The sequence below is a fragment of the Paraburkholderia silviterrae genome, from assembly GCF_004353915.1.
In the GTDB taxonomy this organism is placed as follows: Bacteria; Pseudomonadota; Gammaproteobacteria; order Burkholderiales; family Burkholderiaceae; genus Paraburkholderia; species Paraburkholderia silviterrae.
Map to the genome: position 1 here is coordinate 117,093 of NZ_SMRP01000001.1, position 22,723 is coordinate 139,815.

The window sequence follows — 22,723 nt, forward strand, 5'->3', positions numbered from 1 at the left end:
AGGCTAACGGAGATCTGATCCGCTACGCGAGTGAACACGGGTTCGCATAATGGAACGGCGCATCGCCTCGATGGCTTCGCCCCTCGGCGCGCTCAAGGCGCTCGAGCGCAACCTGAAGCGCGAGCGGCGCGTTTTCGCCATGCTGATCGCGCTGCTCGCCTTCGCGGGGCTCGTTGCCGCGTGCGTGGCGGCGTTCAGCATAGGCGCGGCCTCGCTCTCGAGCCAGGCCGCGCAGCTGCGCACGATCACGGCGCAAACGAACGAGTTCGTTTCGCGGCGCTATAACTTCCTGTCTAGCCTGCGGCTGCTCTTCTCGCTGCAGGAGGAAGGCACCTTCACGCCGCCGCCTGCTCCCGCGGCACAGCAACGCTGCGCGCCGGCCTTCGCGGGCCTCGCGGGCGCGCCCGAGCTGCGCGCGCTTTGCGAGCGCGCGGCACAGCGCGCTTCGGACATCAGCCTGAACGCGCCCATGCTCTTCGTGCTGCTCGACGGCAGCGCCGCATGGCAATATCAACTCGCGCCCGACCCGCACAGCGCCAGGCACGAGCCGTTGCGCGAGGGCGCGGATGACGCGCGCATGCTGGTGGACGCCGCGCTCCTGCGCATGAGCGCGCGCGGCATCGACCCGCTGGGCTCGGGCCGCTGGCGCGATGTGACCTGGTTCCGCCCGCCGGCCGGGCTTGGTTTTTCTCCCCAGCTCGTGCTGGCGGCGGCGACCGTTCTTAAGGACGACAAACCTTATGCGCTCGTGATCACGAGCGTCGACCTGGCCGCGCTGCCGCACGCGCGAGCCACGAGCTCGCCGGACATCGAGCCGACCTTGTTCGACGGCGACGGCACGATGCTGGCCGGCACCTTGTCCGCGCCCGCCGCGCAATACGTCGATCGCGTGGTCGCGGCGCGGCCGGTCGAGCGCTTTCATTTGCTGCCGCGCTTCGGCTGGGTGCTGCGCGAGCAGCCGCTCGAATATCAGTTCGGCCATTACACGCTCGCGCTGCCCTGGGACGCGCAATTCGCGCTGATCCGCACACCGCTCGCCGTCATCCTGCTGATGACGGCGGCGCTCGTGGCGCTGCTCGTGGCGCTCGCACGCTACTGGAACCGGCATGTGCTCGAGCGCACGTATGCCGAAGCCACCCGTGCGCTCGAAGGCGAATTGCTCAATCACCTGCTCGTGCAAGCGACGCCGGTCGGCTTGTGCATCGTGCGCCAGCGCGACTTCGAAATCGTGATCGCGAACCAGATCGTGCGCAATGTGCTCGGTCTCGACACTCACGCCACCCGGCTGCCCGGCGCGCTGTGCGTGGAGTTCGAGAAGCACATGCCCGATTCGCCCTCGACGGACGCGGAGACCCCAATCCACGTCCTGCCTTTCTCGCTCGTGCGCGAGGACGGCGAAAGCGTGCATCTGGAAATCACCTACGCCCCCGCATCCATGAACCGCGAGGACGTCATGTTCTGCGCTTTCGCCGACATGTCGAAGCACTACGAGGCCGAGCGCCTGTTGCGCGAAGCGAAGCGCACGAGCGATGAAGCCGCGCGCAGCAAGGTGAGCTTCTTCGCGGCGATGAGCCACGAGATCCGCACGCCGCTCGCCTCGCTCGTGGGCAACATCGAGCTGGTGGCGCGCGGGCCGCTTGCGCCCGAGCAGCAAGCGCGCGTCCAGGCCATGCAGGTTTCCTCCTCGGAGCTGCTGCAGATCGTGAGCGACGTGCTCGACTTCTCGAAGATCGACGTCGGCGCGATGACACTTTCTGAGGAGCCCGAATCGATTGCCGTGCTGCTTGTGCGCATCGCGCTCGCCCATGCGCCGCTCGCCGCGCGAGCGCAGTTGCCGTTCTACCTCGTGATGGACCGCGCCATTCCCGCGCGGCTTTATTTCGACCCCGTGCGGCTCGCTCAGATCGTCAACAACCTCTTGAGCAACGCGTTCAAGTTCACGCACTCCGGCAAGATCGTGCTGCGTGCGCACTGGCGCGACGAGGCGCTCGAAATCAGCGTGGCCGACTCGGGCGTGGGCATGGCGGATTCGCTCAAGGCGCGGCTGTTCCAGCCGTTCACGCAAGGCGACGAACACCGGCTCACCGAGGCGCGCGGCACCGGCCTCGGCCTGTCGATTTGCGGGCGCCTCGCAAAACTCATGCACGGGCGCTGCGAGGTGGAGAGCACGCTGGGCGTGGGCACGCGCGTCATCGTGACCCTGCCGCTGCGCACGGACGGCACGCTCACCGCGGGCGAGGAGTGGACCCTGCCCGACGTGCATCCGGCCATGCTGTGCCGCGCGCCCGAGAACCACGAATGGCTGACGAATCTCTTTGACCCCAAGGTCAGCACGCCGACCTGGCTGAACGCAAACGAACCACCGCCGCGCGAAGGCACTTGGGATTATCTGCTGGCGACGGGCGAGCATTCGGCCGAGGAAGTCGAGCGCCTGTGGGGCAGCACGGCCAACGTCGTGTGGCTGCGCCAGGATGGGCCGCTCGTGCCGCTCTCGCGCGCGGACGGCAGCGTGGAAGTGAGCCTCTACAGCCTCGCGGGCATTCGCACCGCCACGCAGATGCTGCGCGAGCGGCCCGGCGCGGCGGCGAACGCGCCCGCCGCCATGCTGTCTGGCGTTGGGCATGGCGTTGGCTCTCGCGCCGCTTCCGCCGAGGCGCAAGCGCTGCAAGGCAGCGATTTCCGGCGGCTGAACGTGCTGATCGCGGAAGACAACCTGCTCAATCGCAGCTTGCTGCGCGATCAATTGCGCACGCTCGGCGCGAACGTAACCGAAGCGAAGGATGGCGAAGAAGCGCTCGCCCGGCTCGACGACGCGCACGTCGACGTCGTGCTCACCGACCTCAACATGCCAAAGATGAACGGCTACGAGCTGCTGCACGCCGCGCGCGCGAAGCAGGCAGCGCTGCCGGTCTACGCGGTGAGCGGCAATGCCCTGCCCGAACAGATCGCGCAGGGCCGCCAGTCCGGCTTCACCGACTATTTGAGCAAGCCCGTGCCGCTCGCGGAGCTCGCACGCGTGCTCGCCGACGTGGCGGCCAATCTGCGCGACGCGGCGCAGGCCGCTGTCGCAGCGCCGGCGACGGCACAACCCCTCGCCGCTCACGCCGGTAGTCGTCCCCAGACGAGCCAGCCCGGAATAGGCCAGCCCCAGATGGGTCAGCCCGAAATGGGCCAGCCCGACGACGATGGCGGCGACGGCGTGCCGCGCTTTCCCGCGTTATCTCCCGCGATGGTGCCGCTATTCGTCGAGCAAGCCGACCACGATATCGCCGACTACGCGCAGATCGCGTCCGCGCGCGATTTCCAGCGCCTGAGCGACTGGGCGCATCGCGTCTCGGGCGGCCTCGCCGTGCTCGGGCCTTCGATGCTCAACGAGGCCTGTCTGGAACTGCGCGCGACGCTGCGCGAGGCCGGCAGATGGACCGATGAAGCGGGCGAGCTCTCGGAGGCGGTGGCGGCTGAACTGGAGGCATTGCGCGAGCAGGCCGCGACGCGCGATTCGGCTTGAGTCTGCTCGATGGGGCTCGATGGGGCTCGATGGGGCTCGATGGGGCTCGATGGGGCTCGATGGGGCTTGAGTCGGCTCGATGCGGCTTGACGCGGCCCGATTTGGCCCACGCGGAGCGCGGCCGCTACACGCGCGGCACAAGCCCGCCGCGAGCCTGGCTCAAGTGAGCTTCTGAAGAAATGCGGGGGTAGCCGCAGGCGCCTGCTCGGGGCACTCACCCTGCTGGCTGCGGATGCACCACAGACGCAGCGCGCTGCCCTCGAGGGGGCAGCCGACCGGATTGTGCGGCGTCGCATGAGTGCGCGCTTCGAGCCGCAATGCGTACCCGTCGGGTAATTCGATACCGCAAAAGGTCGCCCGCACACCGCTTTCGCGGGCGGTCGGCTTAGGGTCCTGCGCCGCGCCGCCATGGCGCAGCGCGCGAACGCCACAGGGCTCGGCAGTGCGGGCCATCCATCTCAGGCTGGGCGCCTGGCGTAATAAAAAGACGGGCATGATCGTTTGCCGCGAAACCAGCGGCGCCATAATCGTTGCAGATAGCAACAATAGTCGCTCGCCGTGCCTGCGCTCGCCATAGAACGCTTTCGAAAAGGCCGGCGCAATCCGGTTTGCGCACCCTCGCGCACGTTCCCGCACCCAATACGGCAAGGCTTATGGCCGTCTTCAGCATGCCGGCCCGCCTCCTCGACTCGTGCGCATCATGGTAGACTGCGCCGCGCTTTTCGCTCACTCCGACATGAAATCACGCAAGCACTCCCTGTTGACCGCATGGCTTGGCCTCGTCGCCATGTGGCTCATCGTGCTTGCGCCGCTCGCGAGTCAGCTGGTTGCCGCGCATCAGGCGCACGTGCCCGACGCGGCGCTCTGCTCGGCGATTCAGCCGGCCTCCACCGCGCCGCATCTTTCGCACGACGATGCATTCGGCGCTTGCGGCTACTGCCACCTGCTCGAACATCACGTCGCGATGCCGGGCGTTCCTGTGCCCGCGCCCTCGCGCGCACTCGTGGCCGCGCTCGATCGCGTCGCGCCGCTCTCCACCCGCCACGCGCCGTTCGGCGCCTTCCCCTCGGGCAGGCCGCGCGCGCCACCGTTCGTTTCCTGACCGCCGTCATCGGCCGCACGTTCGCGTTTCTCTCGCCCGCCCGCGTCTCCAGCCTGCCCGCGCCAATCCATGATCGAGCGCAGGCGCCGGCTTTGTCGATAGCCTCGGCAATGCCCGTTGCCGCGTGCGCCCCGAAACGCGCGCTGTAGCACGCGCTATCCCGCTCGCGGCGGCAAGCGCGGCGCTCACGTGCGGCCGCACGTTCATCGCCTTCGGGAAACCTCATCATGTCCACGCCCGCCCCGCGCGGCGCGCGCATTTGCTCGCACCTGCATGCGTGCCCTCGCACGCGCTTCAAGTCGCCCTTCAAGTCGTCATTCACGTCGCCCTTCACGTCGCCCTTCACGTCGCCCTTCAAGCAACCTTTGAAGCCACCATTGCGCCCGCGCGTGCGTGCAAGTCTCGGCCTTGTGCCGCTGTCCCTGCTCGCGCCGTTTGCCGCTCTCACACCGGTTGCATCCTTTGCGGCCGACGCCACGCTGCCCACCGTCACCGTGAGCGCATCGAGCGGCGGCACGGGCGGCGCCGTCACGCCCGCCGTCGATCCGAACCTGCCCGCCACGGTCGAGACCGTCACGCCCGAGACGTTCGAAAACTGGAACGTGGTCAACACGGAGGACGTGCTCAAGTACATGCCGAATCTGGCGGTGCGCAAGCGCTTCGTCGGCGACCTCAATTCGATCATCGCCGTGCGCGGCACGAGCAACACGCAAAGCGCGCGCGGTCTCGTCTACGCCGATGGCCTGCTGCTCTCGAATCTGCTCGGCAACAGCTACTCCTTTCCGCCGCGCTGGTCGATGGTGTTTCCCGACCAGATCCAGCAGGTGGACGTGATCTACGGACCGTATTCGGCGCTCTATGCGGGCAACTCGCTGGGCGCCACGGTGCTGATCACGACGCGCATGCCCAGGCACTTCGAAGCCAACGCGGATGTGAAGGCGTTCACGCAGCACTTCAGCCTCTACGGCGTGAACCAGAATTTCAACGGCAGCGAAATGAGCGCCTCGATAGGCGATGCGATCGGCAAGTTCTCGTACCTGCTCGGTGTCAATCACCTCGAGAATACGAGCCAGCCGCTACAGTTCGCGACGCTCGCCCAGTCGGGCACGCCCGCGAAGCCCGGTGACATTCCCGTACACGGCGCGTACTTCTACAACAATCAGACCAACGCGCCTACGGCGGTTCTGGGCGTGAACGGCGAAGGCATCGAGCACACGGTTCAGGACCAGTTCAAGTTGCGCATGCAATACGATTTCACGCCCACCGTGCAAGGCGGCGTGACGCTCGGCTACTGGCACCAGACCTACGACAGCCAGACCTCGACGTTCCTCTACGATGCCAGCGGCAACCCGGTCTACAGCGGCAAGGTGTCGATGGGGGGCTACGAGTACACGATCCCCGCCGCCGCGCTCGCGCCCAGCCGCGGCTGGAGCGAAAACTGGCGCTATGGCGTCACGCTGCGCACGCATCAGGCGAGCGGCTGGAACGCCGAGGCGATTGCTTCGTACTACGACGTGAGCAACAGCGTCGCGCGCACCGCCGGGTCCGGCGGCCCCGGCGACGGACCCGGCACGATGACGCTTGGCGACGGCACCGGCTGGAAGACGCTCGACCTGAGGACGACATGGACGCCCGAGCGGCCCGAAGCGGGCCTCGGCGCGCACTGGCTCAGCTTCGGCTACCACTACGACAACTATTTCGTCGACAACCAGACCTGGCGCACGCTCGCCTGGCGTGACGGCGGCGCGGGCAGCTTCGCCAACGCGTTCGCGGGCAAGACCGAGACGCAGGCGATCTACGCACAGGACGCGTGGCGCTTCCTGCCGCGCTGGAAGCTCGTCTACGGCGTGCGCTACGAAGCCTGGCGCGCCTACGACGGCTACCAGGCACTCGGCGCTTCGAGCGTGCCCTATGCGAACGCCAGCGACCATCACCTCTCGCCGAAGGCCTCGCTGTCGTTCGACCTCACCGACGACCTCACGCTGCGCGCCTCCATCGCGCGCGCGTATCGCTTCCCCACCGTGAGCGAACTGTTCCAGGGCCAGGTGAACGGCTCGTCGATCGTGAACAACAATCCGAACCTGCGCCCCGAAGACGATGTTTCGAAGGAGCTCAGTGCCGAATGGGCGCACTGGAACGGGCTATGGCGCTTCACACTCTTTCAGGATGACGTAAAGAATACGATCTTCAACCAGACCGACACCACGGTCATTCCCAGCGTGACGAACTTCCAGAACATCGGCAAGGTGCGCTCGCGCGGCGTGGAGACGAGCTACCAGGGGCAGGACGTGATGTTGCGCGGCCTCGATCTGGCGGCAAACGTGGCGTATACGCAGTCGAAGATTCTGGCCAATGCGCAGAATCCCGCGAGCGTCGGCAAGTACTTCTACCGGATTCCGCTGTGGCGCGCGAATCTCGTCGCAACGTACCGCTTCGACGCGCGCAGCGCGCTCACGCTCGCGGCCCGCTATTCGGGGCGCCAGTACAACACGCTCACCAACACCGACACCAACCCGAACGTGTTCGGCGGCACGAGCACGTACACGGTCGCCGACATCAAGTACACGTTCCGGCCCACGAAGAAGAGCGAGATTGGCGTGGGCATCGACAACCTGTTCGACGCGCGCTACTTCGTCTACCACCCCTATCCGGGCCGCACGTACTACGTCGAAGCGAAGCTCGGCCTATGAACCCGCGCCTGCCTTCGTCCCTGCAGCAATCGCAATCGCAACCCCCGGCCCGGCGCGCGTCGCACGCCGCCGCGCCGGACCACGAGGAGCCTCCGATGTCCGCTACCCTGCCCGCTTCCGGCACGCCAGGCACGCGCGCCGCCCCCGCTGCCGGCGCCGTTCAACCCGGCTATCGCACGCTATGGCGCTGGCATTTCTACGCCGGCCTGTTCGTCATGCCGTTTCTGATCGTGCTCGCGATCACCGGCACGATCTATTGCTTCCAGCCGCAGATCGAGCCGTTGCTGTATCCGCACCGGCTCGTGGTCGCGCCCGCCGCGACGCCGCGCCTGAGCGCCGACGCCCTGCTCGCGCGGGCGCGGGCCGCGCTGCCGCCGGGCGCCCGGCCCGTGCGCGCGCATATCGAAGCGGATCCGGCACGCAGCGCGGAGTTCGTGTTCGCGCTCGACGGCGGCGCCAAGGAGAGCGTCTATCTGAACCCGTATAACGGCGAAGTGCTTGGCACGCTCGACGTGGAGCGCCGCTTCATGCAGGTGGACCGCATGCTGCACCGCAAGCTGCTGCTCGGCAAGCCCGGCGAGCTGCTGATGGAGCTGGCCGCCTGCTGGACGCTCGTGATGATCGTGACCGGCGTTGCGTTGTGGTGGCCGCGCCAGCCCGGCGAGCGGGGCCTGGCATGGGGTTCGACGCTACGCGCCGCGCTGTGGCCACGCCTGGGCGCAAAGGGCCGGCCGTTCTGGAAGAGCCTGCATGGCGCGATCGGCATCTGGCTTGCGGTGGGTGCGCTCGCGTTCGTCGTGAGCGGCTTGCCGTGGACGGGCTCGTGGGGCACGCAGTTCAAGGCGCTCGCGACGCGCGCGAGTCTCGGTGCGCCGCGTGGCGCGTGGGGCGGCGGCCTGGCGCTGCAGTCGACGCCGCCCGGCGCGCAAGGCACGCCGGCGAGCGCTGCCGCGGGCCACGCCGAGCATGCCAATCACGCCGCCGCCGATGAGCACGCGGGCCACGACATGGCGTCGATGCCCGGCATGGTGATGGACGACCTGCCGCTGCCCAACGTGCCATGGGCCGTGGGGGCGGTGCCGGTGCCGCAGTCGCCCGGGGGGCGCGCGCAGCCCGCGTCGCACTGGACGCTCGATCAGGTAGTCGCGCAGATGCGCGCACTTGGCGTGCAGAGCGGCTACGACGTCGCGCTGCCCGCAACGGCAACGGGCGTCTATGTCGCGTCGTACTTTCCAGCGGACCCGAAAGAAGAACGCACGGTCTATATCGACCAGTACAGCGGCAAGATGCTCAAGGACATCCGCTACGCCGATTACGGTGCGGTTTCACAGGCCATTTCGTATGGCACGTCGCTGCACATGGGGCGTTACTTCGGCCTCGCGAACCAGCTGATTTGCGCGGCGATCTCGCTCGGGCTCGCGGCGCTCGCCGTCACCGGCTTCGCAATGTGGTGGCTGCGCCGCCCCGCCCGCGCGTCTCGCGGGCTCGGTGCGCCCTCGCGCGAGCGAGCCGCGCCGCCCATGCGCGCCTGGAAAGCGGGGATCGTCATCCTCGGCGTGATCTTCCCGCTGATGGGCGCGACGATCGTGGCCGTGTGGGTGCTCGACCGACTCGCTTTCGGCCGCTCGAACGATCTTTCGTCTTCCTGACAAAGCGGCGATCGCGCCTATGCGAGGCTTGCTTTCACGCTCGAGCAGCGTTGAACGCGCTGCGGTAATCTGAGGACACAATTGCCCTTGAACCCGGCCCTGCAATCCGGTTTCCAAGCAATATGAGGTCTCGCATGGGAGCGGAGTAAGCGCTTTGCACTAACTCCGGCCGACCGCGAAGCATGGGACCCGCGTAAGAGCCTTGCATGGGGCTGGAGTAAGTGCTGAAGCACTAACTCCAGCCGACAGCTAAAGCACTAACTCGGGTCGACCGCAAAGCATGGGACCCGAGTAAGCGCTAAAGCGCCAACTCGGGTCGACCGCGAAGCATGGGGCCGGAGTAAGTGCTGAAGCACTAACTCCGGCCGACAGGAGGTAACAGTGTTCCGGCTCATTTCTGCATTGGGGATAGCTGCGGCGCTTGCAGGCTGCGTGGCGTACCCTGGCTACTACGACGGCACGTACGGCTATGGCTACCCCTATCCCTACGATTACGGCTATCCGTACGGGTACGGCTACCCCGCCTACTATTACGGACCAAGCTTCGGCTTTGCCTACTGGGGCGGCGGCGGCGGATGCTGCTATCACGGCGGGCACGGAGGCTGGCATGGCGGCGGCGGTTGGCACGGAGGCGGTTGGCACGGCGGCGGTGGCAGCAGCTGGCAAAGCGGCGGCAGTCACGGCAGCGGGCACGGGCACTAGCCCCGCACCCGCAAGCCGTGACCACGTCGGCGTGGGCCGATGGCGCTAGCGGCCCAAACGCAGCGCAAACGCAGCCCGAGCGCCGCCAGGCGCGCCCCAAAGCAGCCCGCGCCAAACGCCCCCCCAAACGCGCCTTAAACGCGCCCGTTCACCGCAATCCCGGCGCCAGTGACCGCGCGCGCGTCCGAGGAAATCAGGAACGCGATCACCGCCGCGATTTCATCGGGCTGCACCCAGCGCGTAAAATCGGCGTCGGGCATGTCCGCGCGGTTCTGCGGCGTATCGATGATGCTCGGCAGAATCGCGTTGACCGTCACGCGCTTGTCCTTGAGCTCTTCGGCCAGCGCCTCGGTAAGCCGCGCCACGCCCGCCTTCGAAGCCGCGTAGGCGCCCATGCCAAGCCCGGCCTTCTGACCCGCACCCGCGCCGATGTTCACGATGCGGCCCGCGCCGCGCGCGAGCAGGTGCGGCAGCGCCGCCTTCGACGCATTGAGCGCCGTCTTCACATTCAAGTCGAACATCAGGTCCCACGTGCGCGCGTCGCCGTCGGCGATCGTTTCCCAGCGGAACGCGCCCGCGATGTTGATGAGCGCGTCGAGTCCGCCGAGCGCCTGGCTCGCCGTCTCCAGTGCCTGGTTCGCCGCGCCGGCGTCGACGAGGTCGATGCCGCCGATGCGCACCGCCTGTGCGAGCGTGGCGGGCCACGCGTCGTCGGCGGGTGCCGCGCCCCGGCCGATCAGCGCCACGCGCGCGCCGCGCGCCGCGAGAAACTGCGCGCTCGCCATGCCGAGACTGCCGAAGCCGCCGGTGATCGCCACCGTCTTGCCATTCACTGAGTTATCCATCTTGAGCGCCTGTGAGTCTTGCGTTCGGGTGGTTTCGAACGATGGGTTGAAAATCGCCGCGGCGCCCGGTATTGCGCCAGCCGCCGCGTGCCGCCACGGTAACCGAGCGCGCCGCTCCCATCAACTGCAGCATCCATTGCCGCGTCATCGGTGCGCGGCCATGCGCAGGCGCGCTGCGGGCAGCAACGGCTTGTTTGCCTCAGGCCTCGGTGCGCACCGCTGCCAGACTGCGCCGGCGCAGCTCCTCGGTGGTTTCGCCCTTGCCGTCCGCGCGCCAGCCCGGCGGCAGGATCGCGTGGCGCACGGCCGTCCACACATTAGGCGCGGTAGCGATGTCACGCGCGAGGCTCACCCAGTGCTCGAATTCGACGACGAGCGGATTGCGCGAGCGTGTGGGCGTGACGAGCCCGTAGCGGCACGGCTCTTCCGCGCGCTCGGCCACGTAGGTGCCGAACAGGCGGTCGAACACGATCAGCACGCCGCCATAGTTCGCGTCGAGATAATCGACGTTGGACGCATGGTGCACGCGGTGCGCCGAAGGCGTATTGAACACGTATTCGAGCCAGCCGAGCTTCGGCATCCAGGTGTTGTGCAGCCAGAACTGATAGAGCAGGTTGAACGAGAGAATCGCCACCGCGATTTCGGGGCGTACGCCGAGCCAGACGAGCGGCGCGAAGAAGATGACCGGGCCGGCAAGCTTGCTGGTCCACCCGAGCCGATATGCCGAAGACAGCGTGAGCTGATTGGGCGAATGGTGCACCGCGTGCGAGGCCCAGAAAAAGCGCATGCGGTGCGAGGCGCGGTGATAGCAGTAGTAGCAGAATTCCTGGCCGACGAAGACGAGCAGCACGAGCAGGACGTTATCGATCGTGAGCGTAAAGAGACGATGCTCCCAGGCGAAGTGGAAGACCGGCGTGGCGAGCGAAATGGGCAGGAGCGCGAAAAGTTTTCGTCCGACGAGATCGGCGAGCGAGAGCCAGACCTCGGACCAGTCGAAGGGAGCCTGGCCGTCGCAGCGTTTGCGCAGCCAGAGCACCGCCGCCTCGATCAGCGAGGCGGCAACGATGAAGAGCGTGACATAAGACGCGAGTTTGCCTGTCGATAGCATGTGAATAGTGTGCGAGTAGTAGCGCCTGGCGCGGTGTTGAAAAGGACGCGTCGTGCGCTGCGGGATCGGCCGTCGCGTCGGATGAACCGCACTTTAGTGGCGCGGGACGCGCAGAACCACTCACAAAATATGTCGCCGCATGTCGTGCGTGCGCCGTGAAATACCGCGACATGGTTTTGCGCGAGACTCGCCCAAGGGATCGCCCTATAGTTCGTTCCGCTGACACGCCGACTGCGTGCCCCGAACCGAAACGCAAGGATCCCCGATGAAATCGCTCACCCGCTCCGCCCTCGCCGCCGCCCTCTTCGCCCTCGCCAGCGCACCGGCTTTCGCAGGCTGGTCTGGCCACGGCACGGCCTACACGCCGCACGGCACGTATAACGGCGCGCATTACGGCTCGTGCGGCGGCGGCAGCTGCTCGCATGCGGGCGGCGTGGCCGGCCCGTGGGGCGGCGTCGCGACCAACACCGGCACTGTCACGCGCACCGCGCCGGGACAGTTCTCGAACAGCGGCACGGCAGTCGGCCCGAACGGGCGTTCGGTCGAGCATTCCGGCGACACGAGCTGCGCCGGCGGGACCTGCTCGCACACCGGCACCATGACGGGCGAGGACGGCCGCAGCGCATCGACCTCGGGCAGCGTGACGCGCACGGCGCCGGGCCAGTACTCGTCGACGGGCACGGTCACCGCCGCGAACGGCAATAGCGTGAGCCACAACGCCTCGACCAGTTGCGCCGGCTCGACCTGCTATCGCTCGGGCACCGACACGGGCAGCGATGGCGGCACGGTCACGCACTCGGGCAGCGCCACGCGCGTAGCACCTGGCGTGGTGACGACGTCGGGCGGCTCGACCGTCGTCCATGGCGGCACGGTCACGACGGGCGGGACCACGGTGGTCCAGGGCGGGTCCACGGTGGCCGTGGGCGCCACGGTTGCCGTCGCGCCGGTCCCGGCGCCCGTGCCTGCGCCGGTGGTTGTCACGCCGCCGCCGGCCAACACGGTCTATGTGGCCCCGCCGCCGGCGCCGAACACCGTCGTCGTCGCCCAGGCACCCAAGACCGTGTACGTGGCGCCGCCGAAGCACGTTTATGTTGCACCGCCCGCGCCGAAGGTCGTGTATGTGGCGCCGCCCGCGCCCAAGGTCGTGTACGTCGCGCCGCCCGCGCCGCGAGTCGTGTATATCGGGCGCCCGCTGCCGCACGCTGTCTATGTCGCACCGCGTCCGGTCTACGTCGCGCCCGCCCCGCGCGCCGCGATCTGGGTGCCGGCACACTGGGCAGGCCGCGTCTGGGTGCCTGCGCATTGGGCCTGATAGCTAACGCGTGGTGCCCGTTTCCACGGGCGCACCCCGACCGCCCCGCTGTGTCCTGAGTGCCCACCCGGCAAATCCGGGCGCCACGGCCACGAACAGCGCGGCGAGCGTCGTGGCGTCGGGCGCGCGCAGCGCCTGCAGATAAGGCGCCAGATAGGCAAACAGCGTGAAATGTCCGCCGATCATCGCGATCGACACGCACTGTGAGGCCATCAGCCGGCGCTCGGGGAACACATTACGCGACGCCCGCGCGCCGCGAGTTCCCGCGCAACGTGCGCGACGCGACGTTCGTGCGCGCGCATCTCATCTAATATCGAAGGAGCCGCCGCGAGCCGATAGCAGCCCTTATCAATGGGCTTGAATCGCGCACCCGAATAGCGGCGCCGCAGCGCCCCCAGGCATCCCCACCACGAAGCGCAACGACCACCGCCGGAGGCGGCCCATGGAGCAGGCAAACCGGATCATCGTGCTCGACGACGAAGCCGAGCTGCGCCACATGCTGCAGCGCTTCTTGAGCGGGCATGGCTTCGAAGTGCGCGCCGTCGCCGACGGCAAGCGCCTCGACCGCATGCTGCAGCGCGAGCCTTACGACCTGCTGGTGCTCGATCTCATGATGGAGCCCGAAGACGGCCTGAGCGTATGCCGCCGGCTGCGCGCCGAAGGCCACACGCTGCCGATCCTCATGCTCACGGCCAAGGGCGATGCCGCCGACAAGGTGATCGGCCTCGAAACCGGCGCCGACGACTACCTCGCCAAGCCCTTCCTGCCCGACGAGCTCGTCGCGCGCGTGAAGGCGCTGCTGCGCCGCCAGAAGATGGCCGCGGGTGACCCCACCGTCACGACACAGCGGCTGCGCTTCGGCGATTTCGTCTTCGACGTCGGCCAGCAAACGCTCCTGCGCGACGGCGTGCCCATCGAGATCCACTCGGCGCAAATGCTGTTGCTGCACGCGCTCGGCTCCTCGCCCAACCGCGCCGTGAGCCGCGAGAACCTGCTCGCGCGCGCCCGCGGACGCGACCACGCCGCGCTCGACCGCAGCGTCGACGTGCAGATCCTGCGGCTGCGCCAGATCGTCGAGGAAGATCCCGCCAAGCCGCGCTTCATCAAGACCGTCTGGGGCATCGGCTACATGCTGGTGGCCGGCGTCGACCGCTGATGCGCCACTCGTTCATGCTTACGCCCTCGCGCTGGCTGCCGCGCTCGCTCCTCTCGCGCAATATCGCGCTGCTGGTGGCGCTCGTCGCCCTCACTCAGGTGTGCTCGTTCGCAGCGCTGCTGCATTTCGTGCAGCGCCCGCGTATCGAGCGCGCCTCGATCATCTTCGCCGATTACGTCGAGATGCTCGACGGCACGCTCGCCGCGATGCCGCCGGCCGAAGGCCGCGCCGCCGCCGCGCGCCTGAATGCGCGCCATGAGGCGCCCGCCGCGAGCGTCGACTTGCCCGGCGTGAATCCGCTGCACGTTTTCCAGACGTGGCAGCGCGACGTCTTCATCGAGGCGCTCCAGCGTCATCTGCCCGCCGACATGCCGGTGCGCTGGGAAACATCAGACGAAGAGCGCCTGTGGATACGCGTGCACGCGGCGGGCGAGCCCATCTGGGTGGCCCTGCCGATGACCGCCGACGCGCGCGCGAGCGGTATCACCACGGCCATCGTGCTGTCGATCGGCCTCGCGCTGCTTGCGGCGTTCACGGGCTGGCTGATCCAGCTGCACCTGAACCGCCCGCTCGACGATCTCGCTCACGTGGCGCGCCGCTTGAGCGCGGGCGAAGCGCCCGCACCCCTGCCCACCGACGGCCCGACCGAGATCGCTCAGGTTAGCCAGGCGTTCAATCAAATGACCGCCGCGCTGCAACAAGCCGAAGCGACGCGTGCGCTGATGCTCGCCGGCGTCTCTCACGACATCCGCACGCCGCTCACCAAGCTGCGCCTCGCCATCGCCATGGCGCTGCCGCGCGGCACCAACGACAAGCTCGTCGATTCGGCCGAGGGCTATCTCGACCACATCGACACGATCCTCCAGCAGTTCATGGACTACGCGGGCAGCGGCGAGCGCGAAGCACCACAGCCGGGCGACCTCAACGCGCTCGCGGGGCAACTCGTGGCCGACTTCGCGGGGCTCGGGCACGAATTCGACTTCGAGGAAGGCGAGCTGCCGAGCTTCGCGTTCCGGCCCGTGGCCGTCATGCGGCTCTTGATGAACCTGATGCAGAACGCCGTCGTATATGGCCGCACGGGCCTGTGCGTGCGCACGTGGCAGGCCGACGGCCACGCCTGCGTGGCCATTTGCGACCGCGGCGGCGGCATCCGCGCAGAAGAACTGGAGCGGCTCAAATCACCCTTCAGCCGCGGCACCAACGCGCGTGGTCACTCGGGCGGCACCGGCCTCGGGCTCGCAATCGTCGAACGAATCGCGCGGCTGCACGGCGGCTCGCTGACCTTCGCCGACCGCGCTGGCGGCGGACTCGAAGCCGTAGTGAAGCTGCCGCTCGAACGCGCCCCGTTTGCGCAGCCCGCTGCGCACGGGTGACGCGCGGGCGACACAGGGGCGAAACACGGGCGAAACATATGGGCGAAACACAGCGACATAATTTGCGCGTGGCATGAGCAAGCGCCTCCCCCCATACTTGCGCCTGTACCGAGCGACACGCGCTGCCACGAGACAAGAGCAGGCAAGACGCCCAGCCGGCCCTCATGAACCCGATCCAATATTTCGCCATCCTGATTAACTGGCGAATGGCGGATCCAGCACCCAGGCGACCCTAGATGAACACGATGCTCCGCTCCCTCTTCAACAAGACCCGTCGTTGCGCGGGCGCGGCCCTGCTCGCAGGCTCGCTGTTCGCTTCGGGTTGCGCGTCGGCCGCGAATGCGCTGCAGGCGGCCGGCCCGCTGCCGCAAGTGCGCGCCGAGGTGATCTACGTATCCGCGTTCGAGATCTCGCCCGATGTCGTGAAGCTCGACAGCGGCATGGCGCAGAAGCTCAAGATGATGGCGAGCGGCGAGTCGTCGGCGCAGCAGCAGCAACAGATGGCGCTCGCGGCGCGCGAGAAGCTGGCCGACGACATCGTCGCCCAGTTGCAGAAAATGGGCCTGCCCGCCATGCGCGTGGACGGCCCCGTGCCGGCGGGACGCAGCGCGATCGTCGTCGAAGGCCGCATCGACACCGTCGACGCGGGCAGCCGTCGCCGTCGCGTCCTGATCGGGCTCGGCGCGGGCAAGAGCGAAGTGGGCGCGACCATCGCCGTGTCGTACCTGCCGGCTAACGGCGCGCCCCAATCGCTCGTCACCTTCGAGGCGAAGGCGGACAGCGGCCATATGCCTGGCATGGCGGAAACGGCGGGCGTGGGCGCGGCAGCGGGCCATGTGGCCATGTCGGCGGCGGCGGGCGCGGGGTTGCACGGCGCGTCGGAGGCGAAGCGCGACACGACTTCCGCCGACGCCGGCAAGCTCGCCACCTCGATCGCCAAGCAGCTTGCGCAGGCCGCCACGCAATACGGCTGGGTGCCGGTCAGCAAGGCCGGCTGATAACAGCCCGAAAACGCAGCAACTTGCAGACCCGTCCGGCGGCGCACATGCGCCGCCGTTTTCTATTGCGCGGTCTCGCGGTAATGCGCGAACTTCAAGGTCTGTCCGATGCCCGGATTGAAGCAGTTGCACGGATCGAGGCTTTCATAAAACGCCTTGAGCGCGGGCTTCGCAGGATGGAGCGCGCAGTGTGAAGCGAACTGCGCGTGCGTCCACCTGGATGGAGCAATGGTCAATTCAGCCCGTGCCCATGCGGGTCTCGTCGACGAACTTCTCGGTGGCGTCGTCGATCTTGCGGCCCTTGCGCCCTGCCGGGCCGTGGATATAGATGGTCTTCATGTCGACCTGACGCTCGCCGGTCATGCCGGGCGGCGGCGTCATCTCGTAGTGCACCTCGCGCGCGTGGTCGGCGAGCTGCAAGCGCGGATCGAACACCGAGTTGAACTTCCACAGCATGCGCACGAAATTGGTCTGGCCGCGCAACAGCAGATGCGTCGCCAGCCCGAGCGCACCGCGCAGCGCCGTCCAGCCGAGGTGCTTGCGATTCAAAACTTGTTGCGTGCGCACCAGTTCAGCGTAGAACTCGGGCAGCGGCAGCTTCGTCGGCACCACGGCATGCTGGATGTCGTAGAGCCGGTAGTCGAGGCTCGTCAGGCGCCGCGCCTCCTGCTGCCAGTTTTCGGTGCCAGGATACGGCGTGTTCACGCTGATGTTCACGATCTCAGGAATCTCCATGCACCACTGGCGTATCGTCTCGAAGCGTGCGTGGTCCCAGTCGGGGTCCGCAATCAGGTTGACCGCGACCGTGATGCCCAGCGAGCGCGCGAACTCCAGCGCCTCGAAATTGCGGTCGAGGCTGATGCGCTTGCGAAACGCCTTGAGTCCCGCGTCGTCGATTGCTTCGAGGCCGAGGAACATGTACTTCAGGCCCAGCGTCTGCCACGCGCGGAACACCTCCTTGTTGCGCAGGAGCACGTCGCCGCGCGTTTCGAGGTAGTAGCGCTTGTGAATGCCGCGCCGGCGGATCGCGTCGGCGATCGCCATGCCGTGCTCGGCGTGCACGAAGGCCACGTCGTCGACGATGAACACACCCGGCTCGCGCAGCGACGCCAGCTCCTCCACCACGACCTCGGGGCTGCGCGTGCGGTAGCTGCGCCCATAGAACGTCCACGCGCTGCAGAACGTGCAGTCCCACGGGCAGCCGCGCGCGAACTCGATCGAGGCGCACGGATCGAGCGTGCCGATGAAATATTTGCGCCTGTGCCGCAGCAGATCGCGCGCGGGCCTCACCGGGTCGAGATGCTCGACGAAGTGCGGCGGCGGGCCGGACCCTTCGCGCGTGACCACGCCCGGCACCGCGAGCAGATCGCCGTTTTGCGCGACAGCCTCGAGCAGCGTGTTGACCGACGCCTCGCCCTCGCCACGCAGGACGCAGTCGATGGCGCCATCGGCGTGACGCAGCAGATCGTGCGCCGTGAACGACACGCTATGGCCGCCCACGAACACGAAGCACCCAGGCAGCGCGGCCTTCACGGCCCGGGAGAGGTCGATGATCTCGGGAATGTTCGCCAGATAGTTGCCCGAAAAGCAGAGCGCCTCGGGCTGCCAGCCGCGCACCCTGCGCATCAGGTCGCGATGGGTCTCCACTTGCAGGTCGATGAGGTGCACGTCGTGGCCCGCGTCGCGCGCCGTGCCGGCAACCGATTCGAGACCCAGCGGCTCGAGCCGCAGGAACACGCGCGTATACATCAGCCCGCTCGGGTGGACAGCGAGCAATCTCATGAAGCCTCCTTGCGAGGCGCCTGCCCGACGCGGTGTGCGTCGCGGCGCGCCTGCCGTCCGGCACTGTTCCGGCACCGCTCCGGCACTGCTGCTTCGTGCGAGTCTACGCGCCTTCGCACCGCGGCGCTCGCTGCGCCGCTGTGTCGAGTGCGACGAATATCGGTGTGCGATCGGGCGTCCGTATGCCAACCGTCGCCGGCCGGCGGCGCCCGGCCATGCAAGGCGTCACGGCACGCTGCGCGCCTTTGGTAGACTGGGACTCCCACTCGCCCATCGCCCGAATCGCCATCCCGCCGTGTCGAATTCCCGCTCGCTCCCGCGTCTGTTGACCGAAATCCGTGCTTGCCGTGTCTGTGCCGGGAGCTTGCCGCTCGGCCCGCGTCCGGTGCTGCAGGCGAGTGCGAGCGCGCGGCTCCTGATCGTCGGCCAGGCGCCCGGCGCGAAGGTTCATGCCTCGGGCGTGCCGTGGGACGACGCGAGCGGCGAGCGCCTGCGCGACTGGATGGGCATCGACGCGCAAACGTTCTACGACGCCGCGCGCATCGCCATCGTGCCGATGGGCTTTTGCTATCCGGGCCGCGGCAGCGGCGGCGATAACCCGCCGCGTCCCGAATGCGCGCCGCTCTGGCACGAACGCCTGCTCGCGCTCATGCCCGACGTGCGCCTCACGCTGCTGGTGGGCCAGTATGCGCAGCGCTATTTCCTCGGCAACCGGCGCAAGGCCTCGCTCACCGAGACCGTGGAGGCCTGGCGCGAGTACGCGCCCGCCTGTGTGCCGCTGCCCCACCCCTCGCCACGCAATACGCCGTGGCTCCAGCGGCATCCGTGGTTTGCGCACGACGTGCTGCCCGCGCTGCGCGAGCGCGTCGCCGAGGCCTTGTCGATCACGCAGCAAGCGGGCGCGGATCCGCACAAAAAGGAGAACCAGAAGATGACCCATCCAGCGATCACCGTCCAGCGTGTCTACGAACCGCTGCCCGAGGACGGACAGGCGTGCTTTCTGGTCGACCGCCTATGGCCGCGCGGCATGCGCAAGGAGAAGCTCGCGCACGTGAGCTGGGTGAAGGACGTCGCGCCAAGCACGGAATTGCGCCAATGGTTCCACAAGGACCCCGCGCAATGGGACGAGTTCGAGCGCCGTTATATCGCCGAGCTCGATGCGAACCGTGCCGCATGGGAGCCGATCGCCGAGGCGAGCAAAACGCGCCCGGTAGTGCTGCTCTATAGCTCGCACGAAACCGTGCGCAACAACGCCACCGTGCTGCGCGACTATTTGATGAAGAAGCGACGCAAATAACGCCGCGCGCCGTCCTCGAGCAGCGACATCCCAGCCCGACGAAACTCCACTATTGGACCACCGGCACGCCTGCAAAGTGCGTTAATGTACGAGCAGCGCTTATCCCACGGAGAACCCACATGAAAAAGATCGTCGTGAACGCCGGCCCGTACCGCTTCGTCGGCCGCCTCGAGGAAGAGAAGGCACCGCTGACCTGCCAGCGCTTCCTGCAGTTGCTGCCGTTCAAGAACAAGGTGATTCATTCGCGCTGGAGCGGCGAAGCGGTGTGGATTCCGCTCGGCGATTTCGATACCGGCCTCGATTTCGAAAATCATACGAGCCACGCGTCGCGCGGCGACATCCTGCTGTATCCGGGCGGTTTCAGTGAGACCGAGTTCCTGTTCGTGTATGGCAGCTCGATCTTCGCAAGCAAGATGGGCCAGCTCGCTGGCAATCACTTCTTCACGCTGCTCGAAGGACACGAGCATCTCGCCGCGTTCGGCAAGCTCGTGCTGTGGGAAGGCGCGCAGGACATCGAATTCCGCCTCGCCGACGAATGACGTCCGCGTGAGGCTCAGCGTGGCGGTCGCGCTGAACGTGGGCGCGGCGCTCGTGTATTCGGCACGCGTGCTCGACGCGCTCGGCGACTGAGCGGTTGCGCACGGCCGGCGGCACGCACCCAGCGCGAGCCGGTCTCGCGAAGCAATGTCCCGTTACATACGCAGCCGCGCCTCCAGACACATATCTGCTACCGTTACGGTTACGAATTGGTTGAAATCGCAATAAATATTCGTCGGGCAGTACCCATCGAGGAGGAACAGCGATGCGCAAGCAGCTCGTCGGCGCGGCGCTCGCCGGTCTGGCCGCAGTGTCGGCAACACCGGCGCTCGCGCAGACTCAGGCGTTCACCAGCACGACCGTCAATCTCTATGCAGGACCGGCCGGCGACTATCCCGTCGTGGCGCAAGTCCCGGGCGGCGTCTCGCTCGCCGTGATGGGCTGCGTGGCTGGCTACAGCTGGTGCGATGTGAGCCTGCCCGGCCTGCGCGGCTGGGTCTACGGCGCTTATCTCGCGTATCCGTATCAGGGCGCGAGAGTGCCACTGATGAACTACGGCCCGACCATCGGCCTGCCCATCGTCACGTTCTCGCTCGGCGCGTACTGGGGCAACTATTACCGCGACCGCCCGTGGTACGGCAATCAATCGCGCTGGTATCGGCACCCTGGACCGCGTCCGGGGCCGCCTCCGGCCATCCGCCCGCCCGGGCATGGCCCGAAGCCGCCCGGCGGCCATCACGGCAACCGGCCCGGCGGCGGCAACGGGCACGACCATCGCCCACCCAACCAGGGCGCGCGGCCACCAGGACACGGCGGCGCGAGGCCACCGGGACAAGGCGGGGCACGCCCGCCGGGCAACAGCGGTGCGCGCCCGCCGGGCCAGGGCGGCAAGCCGCCGGGCGGCGGCAACAACCGGCCACCCGGCGGTGGTGGCGGTGGACGCCCCGGCAACGCCGGCAACTGAGCGGTGTTGATCAAAATGCTCGCCGATCCCGCCCGGGATCGCATCGGTATTGCGGCTATGGCGCATGACGACGAAGCTCAAGCGCATGCGCCCCATTAGATTCGGATTCCTGACTATATGTTGGCAAAAAAACCGCACCGAAGTGCGGCATGGCGTTTGGCGTCAATCAACGCACGTGGTGGCAAACGCGCACGGCGTGATGGTTATGGTGCTCGACGTGACACACTTCATGGTGGTACGGCGCGGCGACGGCAACCAGCGGTGCGGCCAGTGCGGCGCAAAGCATCAGGGCGGACAGGCGGGCGAACGGCTTGGCAACGGATTTCACAGTCAGACTCTCTCGATATCGGCGTGGGTTAAACAAGAGGGGGCACTGTATCGCAGAGTGCGCAACACTTCGTTACACGCTTGTAACGAGCGTAGCGTCAAATGTCAGAGGCTTGACAGCGGGACCACGGCAACCCGTATTGCAATGTGATGACAGCTTGCTGCAAGATCGCAAGCCCGTCACCGCCCTCCACCTTCGCCACCGTGCTGGCTACCCTGCGTCAGCCGCCGCAGCAATTCCTCGCCGCGCATCGTAAGGCGCGGCGCGTAACCGTCTTCGTCCTCGTCCATCTCGACGAGGTGGTAGCGCGTCAGCGCCAGAAAATCGGAATCGAGCGTCTGAAGCGGCGCATTGGTGTCGCGAATCAACAACAACGCCGCCAGTTCGTGATGGCTGAGCATCGAGGTTCTCCTGTTCAGAACTCACCTTGGACATCAGCATAGCGAGCAAAACGTACAGTTTCGCTACAGCCGTGTTTCTTCGTGTTACTCGCGCGATCGATGTGCCAGATGAAGCAACGCGCCGCGCGTCATATGATGTCTTCAGCGTGTCATGCATTACCGCGCAAAAAATAAATCGGATTCCTGACTATATACACGGGAAATCAATGCCTGCGCGCGGATGGGCAATTGCGGATGGATCCTGCGCCGGCAATGAAGCCCGTTTCGCCCCGGCACACGAACGCCACCGGCACTGCGGCCCCGACGTGCCGTCCAGCCGGGGGCTGCGTCACCGCTGACTCGGAGATGCCCCGGCTATTCGCGATACCGGGACCATCACCCCAGCGGTGACGAATTCGCCCCGTCTAGCGCCCATGCTGGGTGCCCTTCGCGTTCGCCTGAGTCTTGCCGTCCGCGCGAGCGGCGCCGCGGCCCTGCCCCTGCTGCCCCCCAGCCGCGCTCTGCGTGCCCGCGGCCGCTTGTGTCGCGTCGTGCGCCGTGTCGCCCATCGCGCGCTCGAACGCGGCCATCCACTCGCGCATGGGCATTGCCGCAGCGCCTTTCACGCCCGGCGCGCCCTGCTGCAGCGCGGTCAACGTGTCCTGCCATTGCTGCGTCATGTCGCGCGCGAGCTGGTTCCATGCGCCGGCGTCCTGCAGCGCGGCCGCGGCCCCCTCCTGCCAGAGCGCGGCGCTCGCGCTCAGGTAGTCGCGCCAGACCGACTGGCTCGCGGCGGCGAAATCATTCCAGTCGCGCGCGTCGCGCAACGTCTCCAGCGTGCCTTCCAGCGCGGCGCGGTCGCGCTCCATGCGGCGATACATGAGATTGAGCGCTTGCTCGCGCCATTGTTGTTGATGGACGAGCCATTGCAGGGCGGCCGTAGCGCCGGTGCGGCATGCATTGAACGAAGGATGGGAAGCAGTGGCCATGAT

Annotated in this window: 19 protein-coding genes and 3 pseudogenes; 14 read left to right on the forward strand and 8 right to left on the reverse strand. The window is 67.5% G+C overall.

Features of this window, described 5'->3' with window-relative positions:
• Positions 1–70 precede the first annotated feature (70 nt).
• Complete coding sequence (locus EYW47_RS00655; RefSeq protein WP_165976464.1) at positions 71–3,508, forward strand: hybrid sensor histidine kinase/response regulator; 3,438 nt, start codon at positions 71–73, stop codon at positions 3,506–3,508.
• Positions 3,509–3,667: 159 nt separating this feature from the next.
• Here EYW47_RS00655 and EYW47_RS00660 read toward each other — a convergent pair whose 3' ends face one another.
• The gene (locus EYW47_RS00660) at positions 3,668–4,033 is read right to left on the reverse strand and encodes a hypothetical protein (RefSeq protein WP_133192966.1); all 366 of its coding nucleotides are present in this window, start codon (positions 4,031–4,033) and stop codon (positions 3,668–3,670) included.
• Between the two features lie 211 nt (positions 4,034–4,244).
• On the opposite strand from EYW47_RS00660, the gene EYW47_RS00665 reads away from it, so the two are divergent.
• The 4 genes from EYW47_RS00665 to EYW47_RS40695 all read left to right on the forward strand — a co-directional run bounded on the left by EYW47_RS00665 (position 4,245) and on the right by EYW47_RS40695 (position 9,651).
• A complete protein-coding gene (locus EYW47_RS00665) occupies positions 4,245–4,610 on the forward strand; it encodes a DUF2946 domain-containing protein (RefSeq protein ID WP_133192967.1) in 366 nt (121 codons plus the stop codon).
• Between the two features lie 227 nt (positions 4,611–4,837).
• The gene (locus tag EYW47_RS00670; RefSeq protein WP_240763476.1) at positions 4,838–7,300 is read left to right on the forward strand and encodes a TonB-dependent receptor; all 2,463 of its coding nucleotides are present in this window, start codon (positions 4,838–4,840) and stop codon (positions 7,298–7,300) included.
• 95 nt (positions 7,301–7,395) lie between these two features.
• Positions 7,396–8,949 (forward strand): PepSY-associated TM helix domain-containing protein, encoded by a 1,554-nt coding sequence (locus EYW47_RS00675; protein ID WP_133192968.1) that lies wholly within the window; start codon positions 7,396–7,398, stop codon positions 8,947–8,949.
• Between the two features lie 381 nt (positions 8,950–9,330).
• On the forward strand, positions 9,331–9,651 hold the full coding sequence (locus tag EYW47_RS40695; protein WP_165976465.1) for a hypothetical protein: 321 nt from the start codon (positions 9,331–9,333) through the stop codon (positions 9,649–9,651).
• Between the two features lie 134 nt (positions 9,652–9,785).
• On the opposite strand, the gene EYW47_RS00680 is transcribed toward EYW47_RS40695, so the two are convergent.
• Both EYW47_RS00680 and EYW47_RS00685 read right to left on the reverse strand, forming a co-directional pair.
• Positions 9,786–10,496, reverse strand: a complete 711-nt coding sequence (locus tag EYW47_RS00680) for an SDR family NAD(P)-dependent oxidoreductase (RefSeq protein ID WP_133192969.1) — start codon at positions 10,494–10,496, stop codon at positions 9,786–9,788.
• A 199-nt stretch (positions 10,497–10,695) separates the two neighbouring features.
• Entirely contained in the window at positions 10,696–11,604 is a 909-nt protein-coding gene (locus EYW47_RS00685) for a sterol desaturase family protein (RefSeq protein ID WP_133192970.1), read from the reverse strand.
• Positions 11,605–11,869: 265 nt separating this feature from the next.
• Here EYW47_RS00685 and EYW47_RS00690 point away from each other — a divergent pair, with 265 nt between their 5' ends.
• Complete coding sequence (locus tag EYW47_RS00690) at positions 11,870–12,916, forward strand: hypothetical protein (protein ID WP_133192971.1); 1,047 nt, start codon at positions 11,870–11,872, stop codon at positions 12,914–12,916.
• 3 nt (positions 12,917–12,919) lie between these two features.
• On the opposite strand, the gene EYW47_RS42615 is transcribed toward EYW47_RS00690, so the two are convergent.
• Positions 12,920–13,129, reverse strand: coding sequence for a hypothetical protein (locus EYW47_RS42615; protein WP_377785214.1), 210 nt, complete (start codon positions 13,127–13,129; stop codon positions 12,920–12,922).
• Positions 13,130–13,358: 229 nt separating this feature from the next.
• Between EYW47_RS42615 and EYW47_RS00700 the strand changes: the two genes are divergently transcribed.
• From EYW47_RS00700 to EYW47_RS00710, 3 genes are all read left to right on the forward strand, one after another.
• Positions 13,359–14,072 carry a response regulator gene (locus EYW47_RS00700; RefSeq protein WP_133192972.1) on the forward strand — a complete coding sequence of 238 codons (714 nt, stop codon included), beginning with the start codon at positions 13,359–13,361 and terminating at the stop codon, positions 14,070–14,072.
• Entirely contained in the window at positions 14,072–15,445 is a 1,374-nt protein-coding gene (locus EYW47_RS00705; RefSeq protein WP_240763477.1) for an ATP-binding protein, read from the forward strand. The genes EYW47_RS00700 and EYW47_RS00705 overlap by 1 nt, the downstream gene beginning before the upstream one ends.
• Before the next feature lie 236 nt (positions 15,446–15,681).
• Positions 15,682–16,443: a DUF4410 domain-containing protein gene (locus EYW47_RS00710; RefSeq protein WP_133192973.1), complete on the forward strand. Its 762-nt coding sequence runs from the start codon at positions 15,682–15,684 to the stop codon at positions 16,441–16,443.
• Positions 16,444–16,505: 62 nt separating this feature from the next.
• On the opposite strand, the pseudogene EYW47_RS00715 reads toward EYW47_RS00710, so the two are convergent.
• Positions 16,506–16,625 (reverse strand): annotated as a pseudogene (locus tag EYW47_RS00715) (hypothetical protein); the annotation flags it as partial.
• Between the two features lie 55 nt (positions 16,626–16,680).
• Entirely contained in the window at positions 16,681–18,225 is a 1,545-nt protein-coding gene (gene hpnR, locus EYW47_RS00720) for a hopanoid C-3 methylase HpnR (RefSeq protein WP_133192974.1), read from the reverse strand.
• 295 nt (positions 18,226–18,520) lie between these two features.
• On the opposite strand from hpnR, the pseudogene EYW47_RS41570 reads away from it, so the two are divergent.
• From EYW47_RS41570 to EYW47_RS42360, 5 genes and pseudogenes are all read left to right on the forward strand, one after another.
• Positions 18,521–19,096: pseudogene (locus EYW47_RS41570) on the forward strand (uracil-DNA glycosylase family protein); the annotation flags it as partial.
• 60 nt (positions 19,097–19,156) lie between these two features.
• Entirely contained in the window at positions 19,157–19,522 is a 366-nt protein-coding gene (locus EYW47_RS41575; RefSeq protein WP_165976487.1) for a DUF488 domain-containing protein, read from the forward strand.
• A gap of 119 nt (positions 19,523–19,641) precedes the next feature.
• Complete coding sequence (locus tag EYW47_RS00730) at positions 19,642–20,061, forward strand: DUF3830 family protein (protein WP_133192976.1); 420 nt, start codon at positions 19,642–19,644, stop codon at positions 20,059–20,061.
• Between the two features lie 10 nt (positions 20,062–20,071).
• A pseudogene (locus EYW47_RS00735) lies at positions 20,072–20,152 on the forward strand (carboxymuconolactone decarboxylase family protein); the annotation flags it as partial.
• 172 nt (positions 20,153–20,324) lie between these two features.
• Positions 20,325–21,023 carry an SH3 domain-containing protein gene (locus tag EYW47_RS42360; RefSeq protein ID WP_133192977.1) on the forward strand — a complete coding sequence of 233 codons (699 nt, stop codon included), beginning with the start codon at positions 20,325–20,327 and terminating at the stop codon, positions 21,021–21,023.
• 507 nt (positions 21,024–21,530) lie between these two features.
• Here EYW47_RS42360 and EYW47_RS00745 read toward each other — a convergent pair.
• Positions 21,531–21,752 carry a hypothetical protein gene (locus EYW47_RS00745; RefSeq protein WP_133192978.1) on the reverse strand — a complete coding sequence of 74 codons (222 nt, stop codon included), beginning with the start codon at positions 21,750–21,752 and terminating at the stop codon, positions 21,531–21,533.
• A 404-nt stretch (positions 21,753–22,156) separates the two neighbouring features.
• Positions 22,157–22,720, reverse strand: coding sequence for a hypothetical protein (locus tag EYW47_RS00750; protein ID WP_133192979.1), 564 nt, complete (start codon positions 22,718–22,720; stop codon positions 22,157–22,159).
• Positions 22,721–22,723 lie beyond the last annotated feature (3 nt).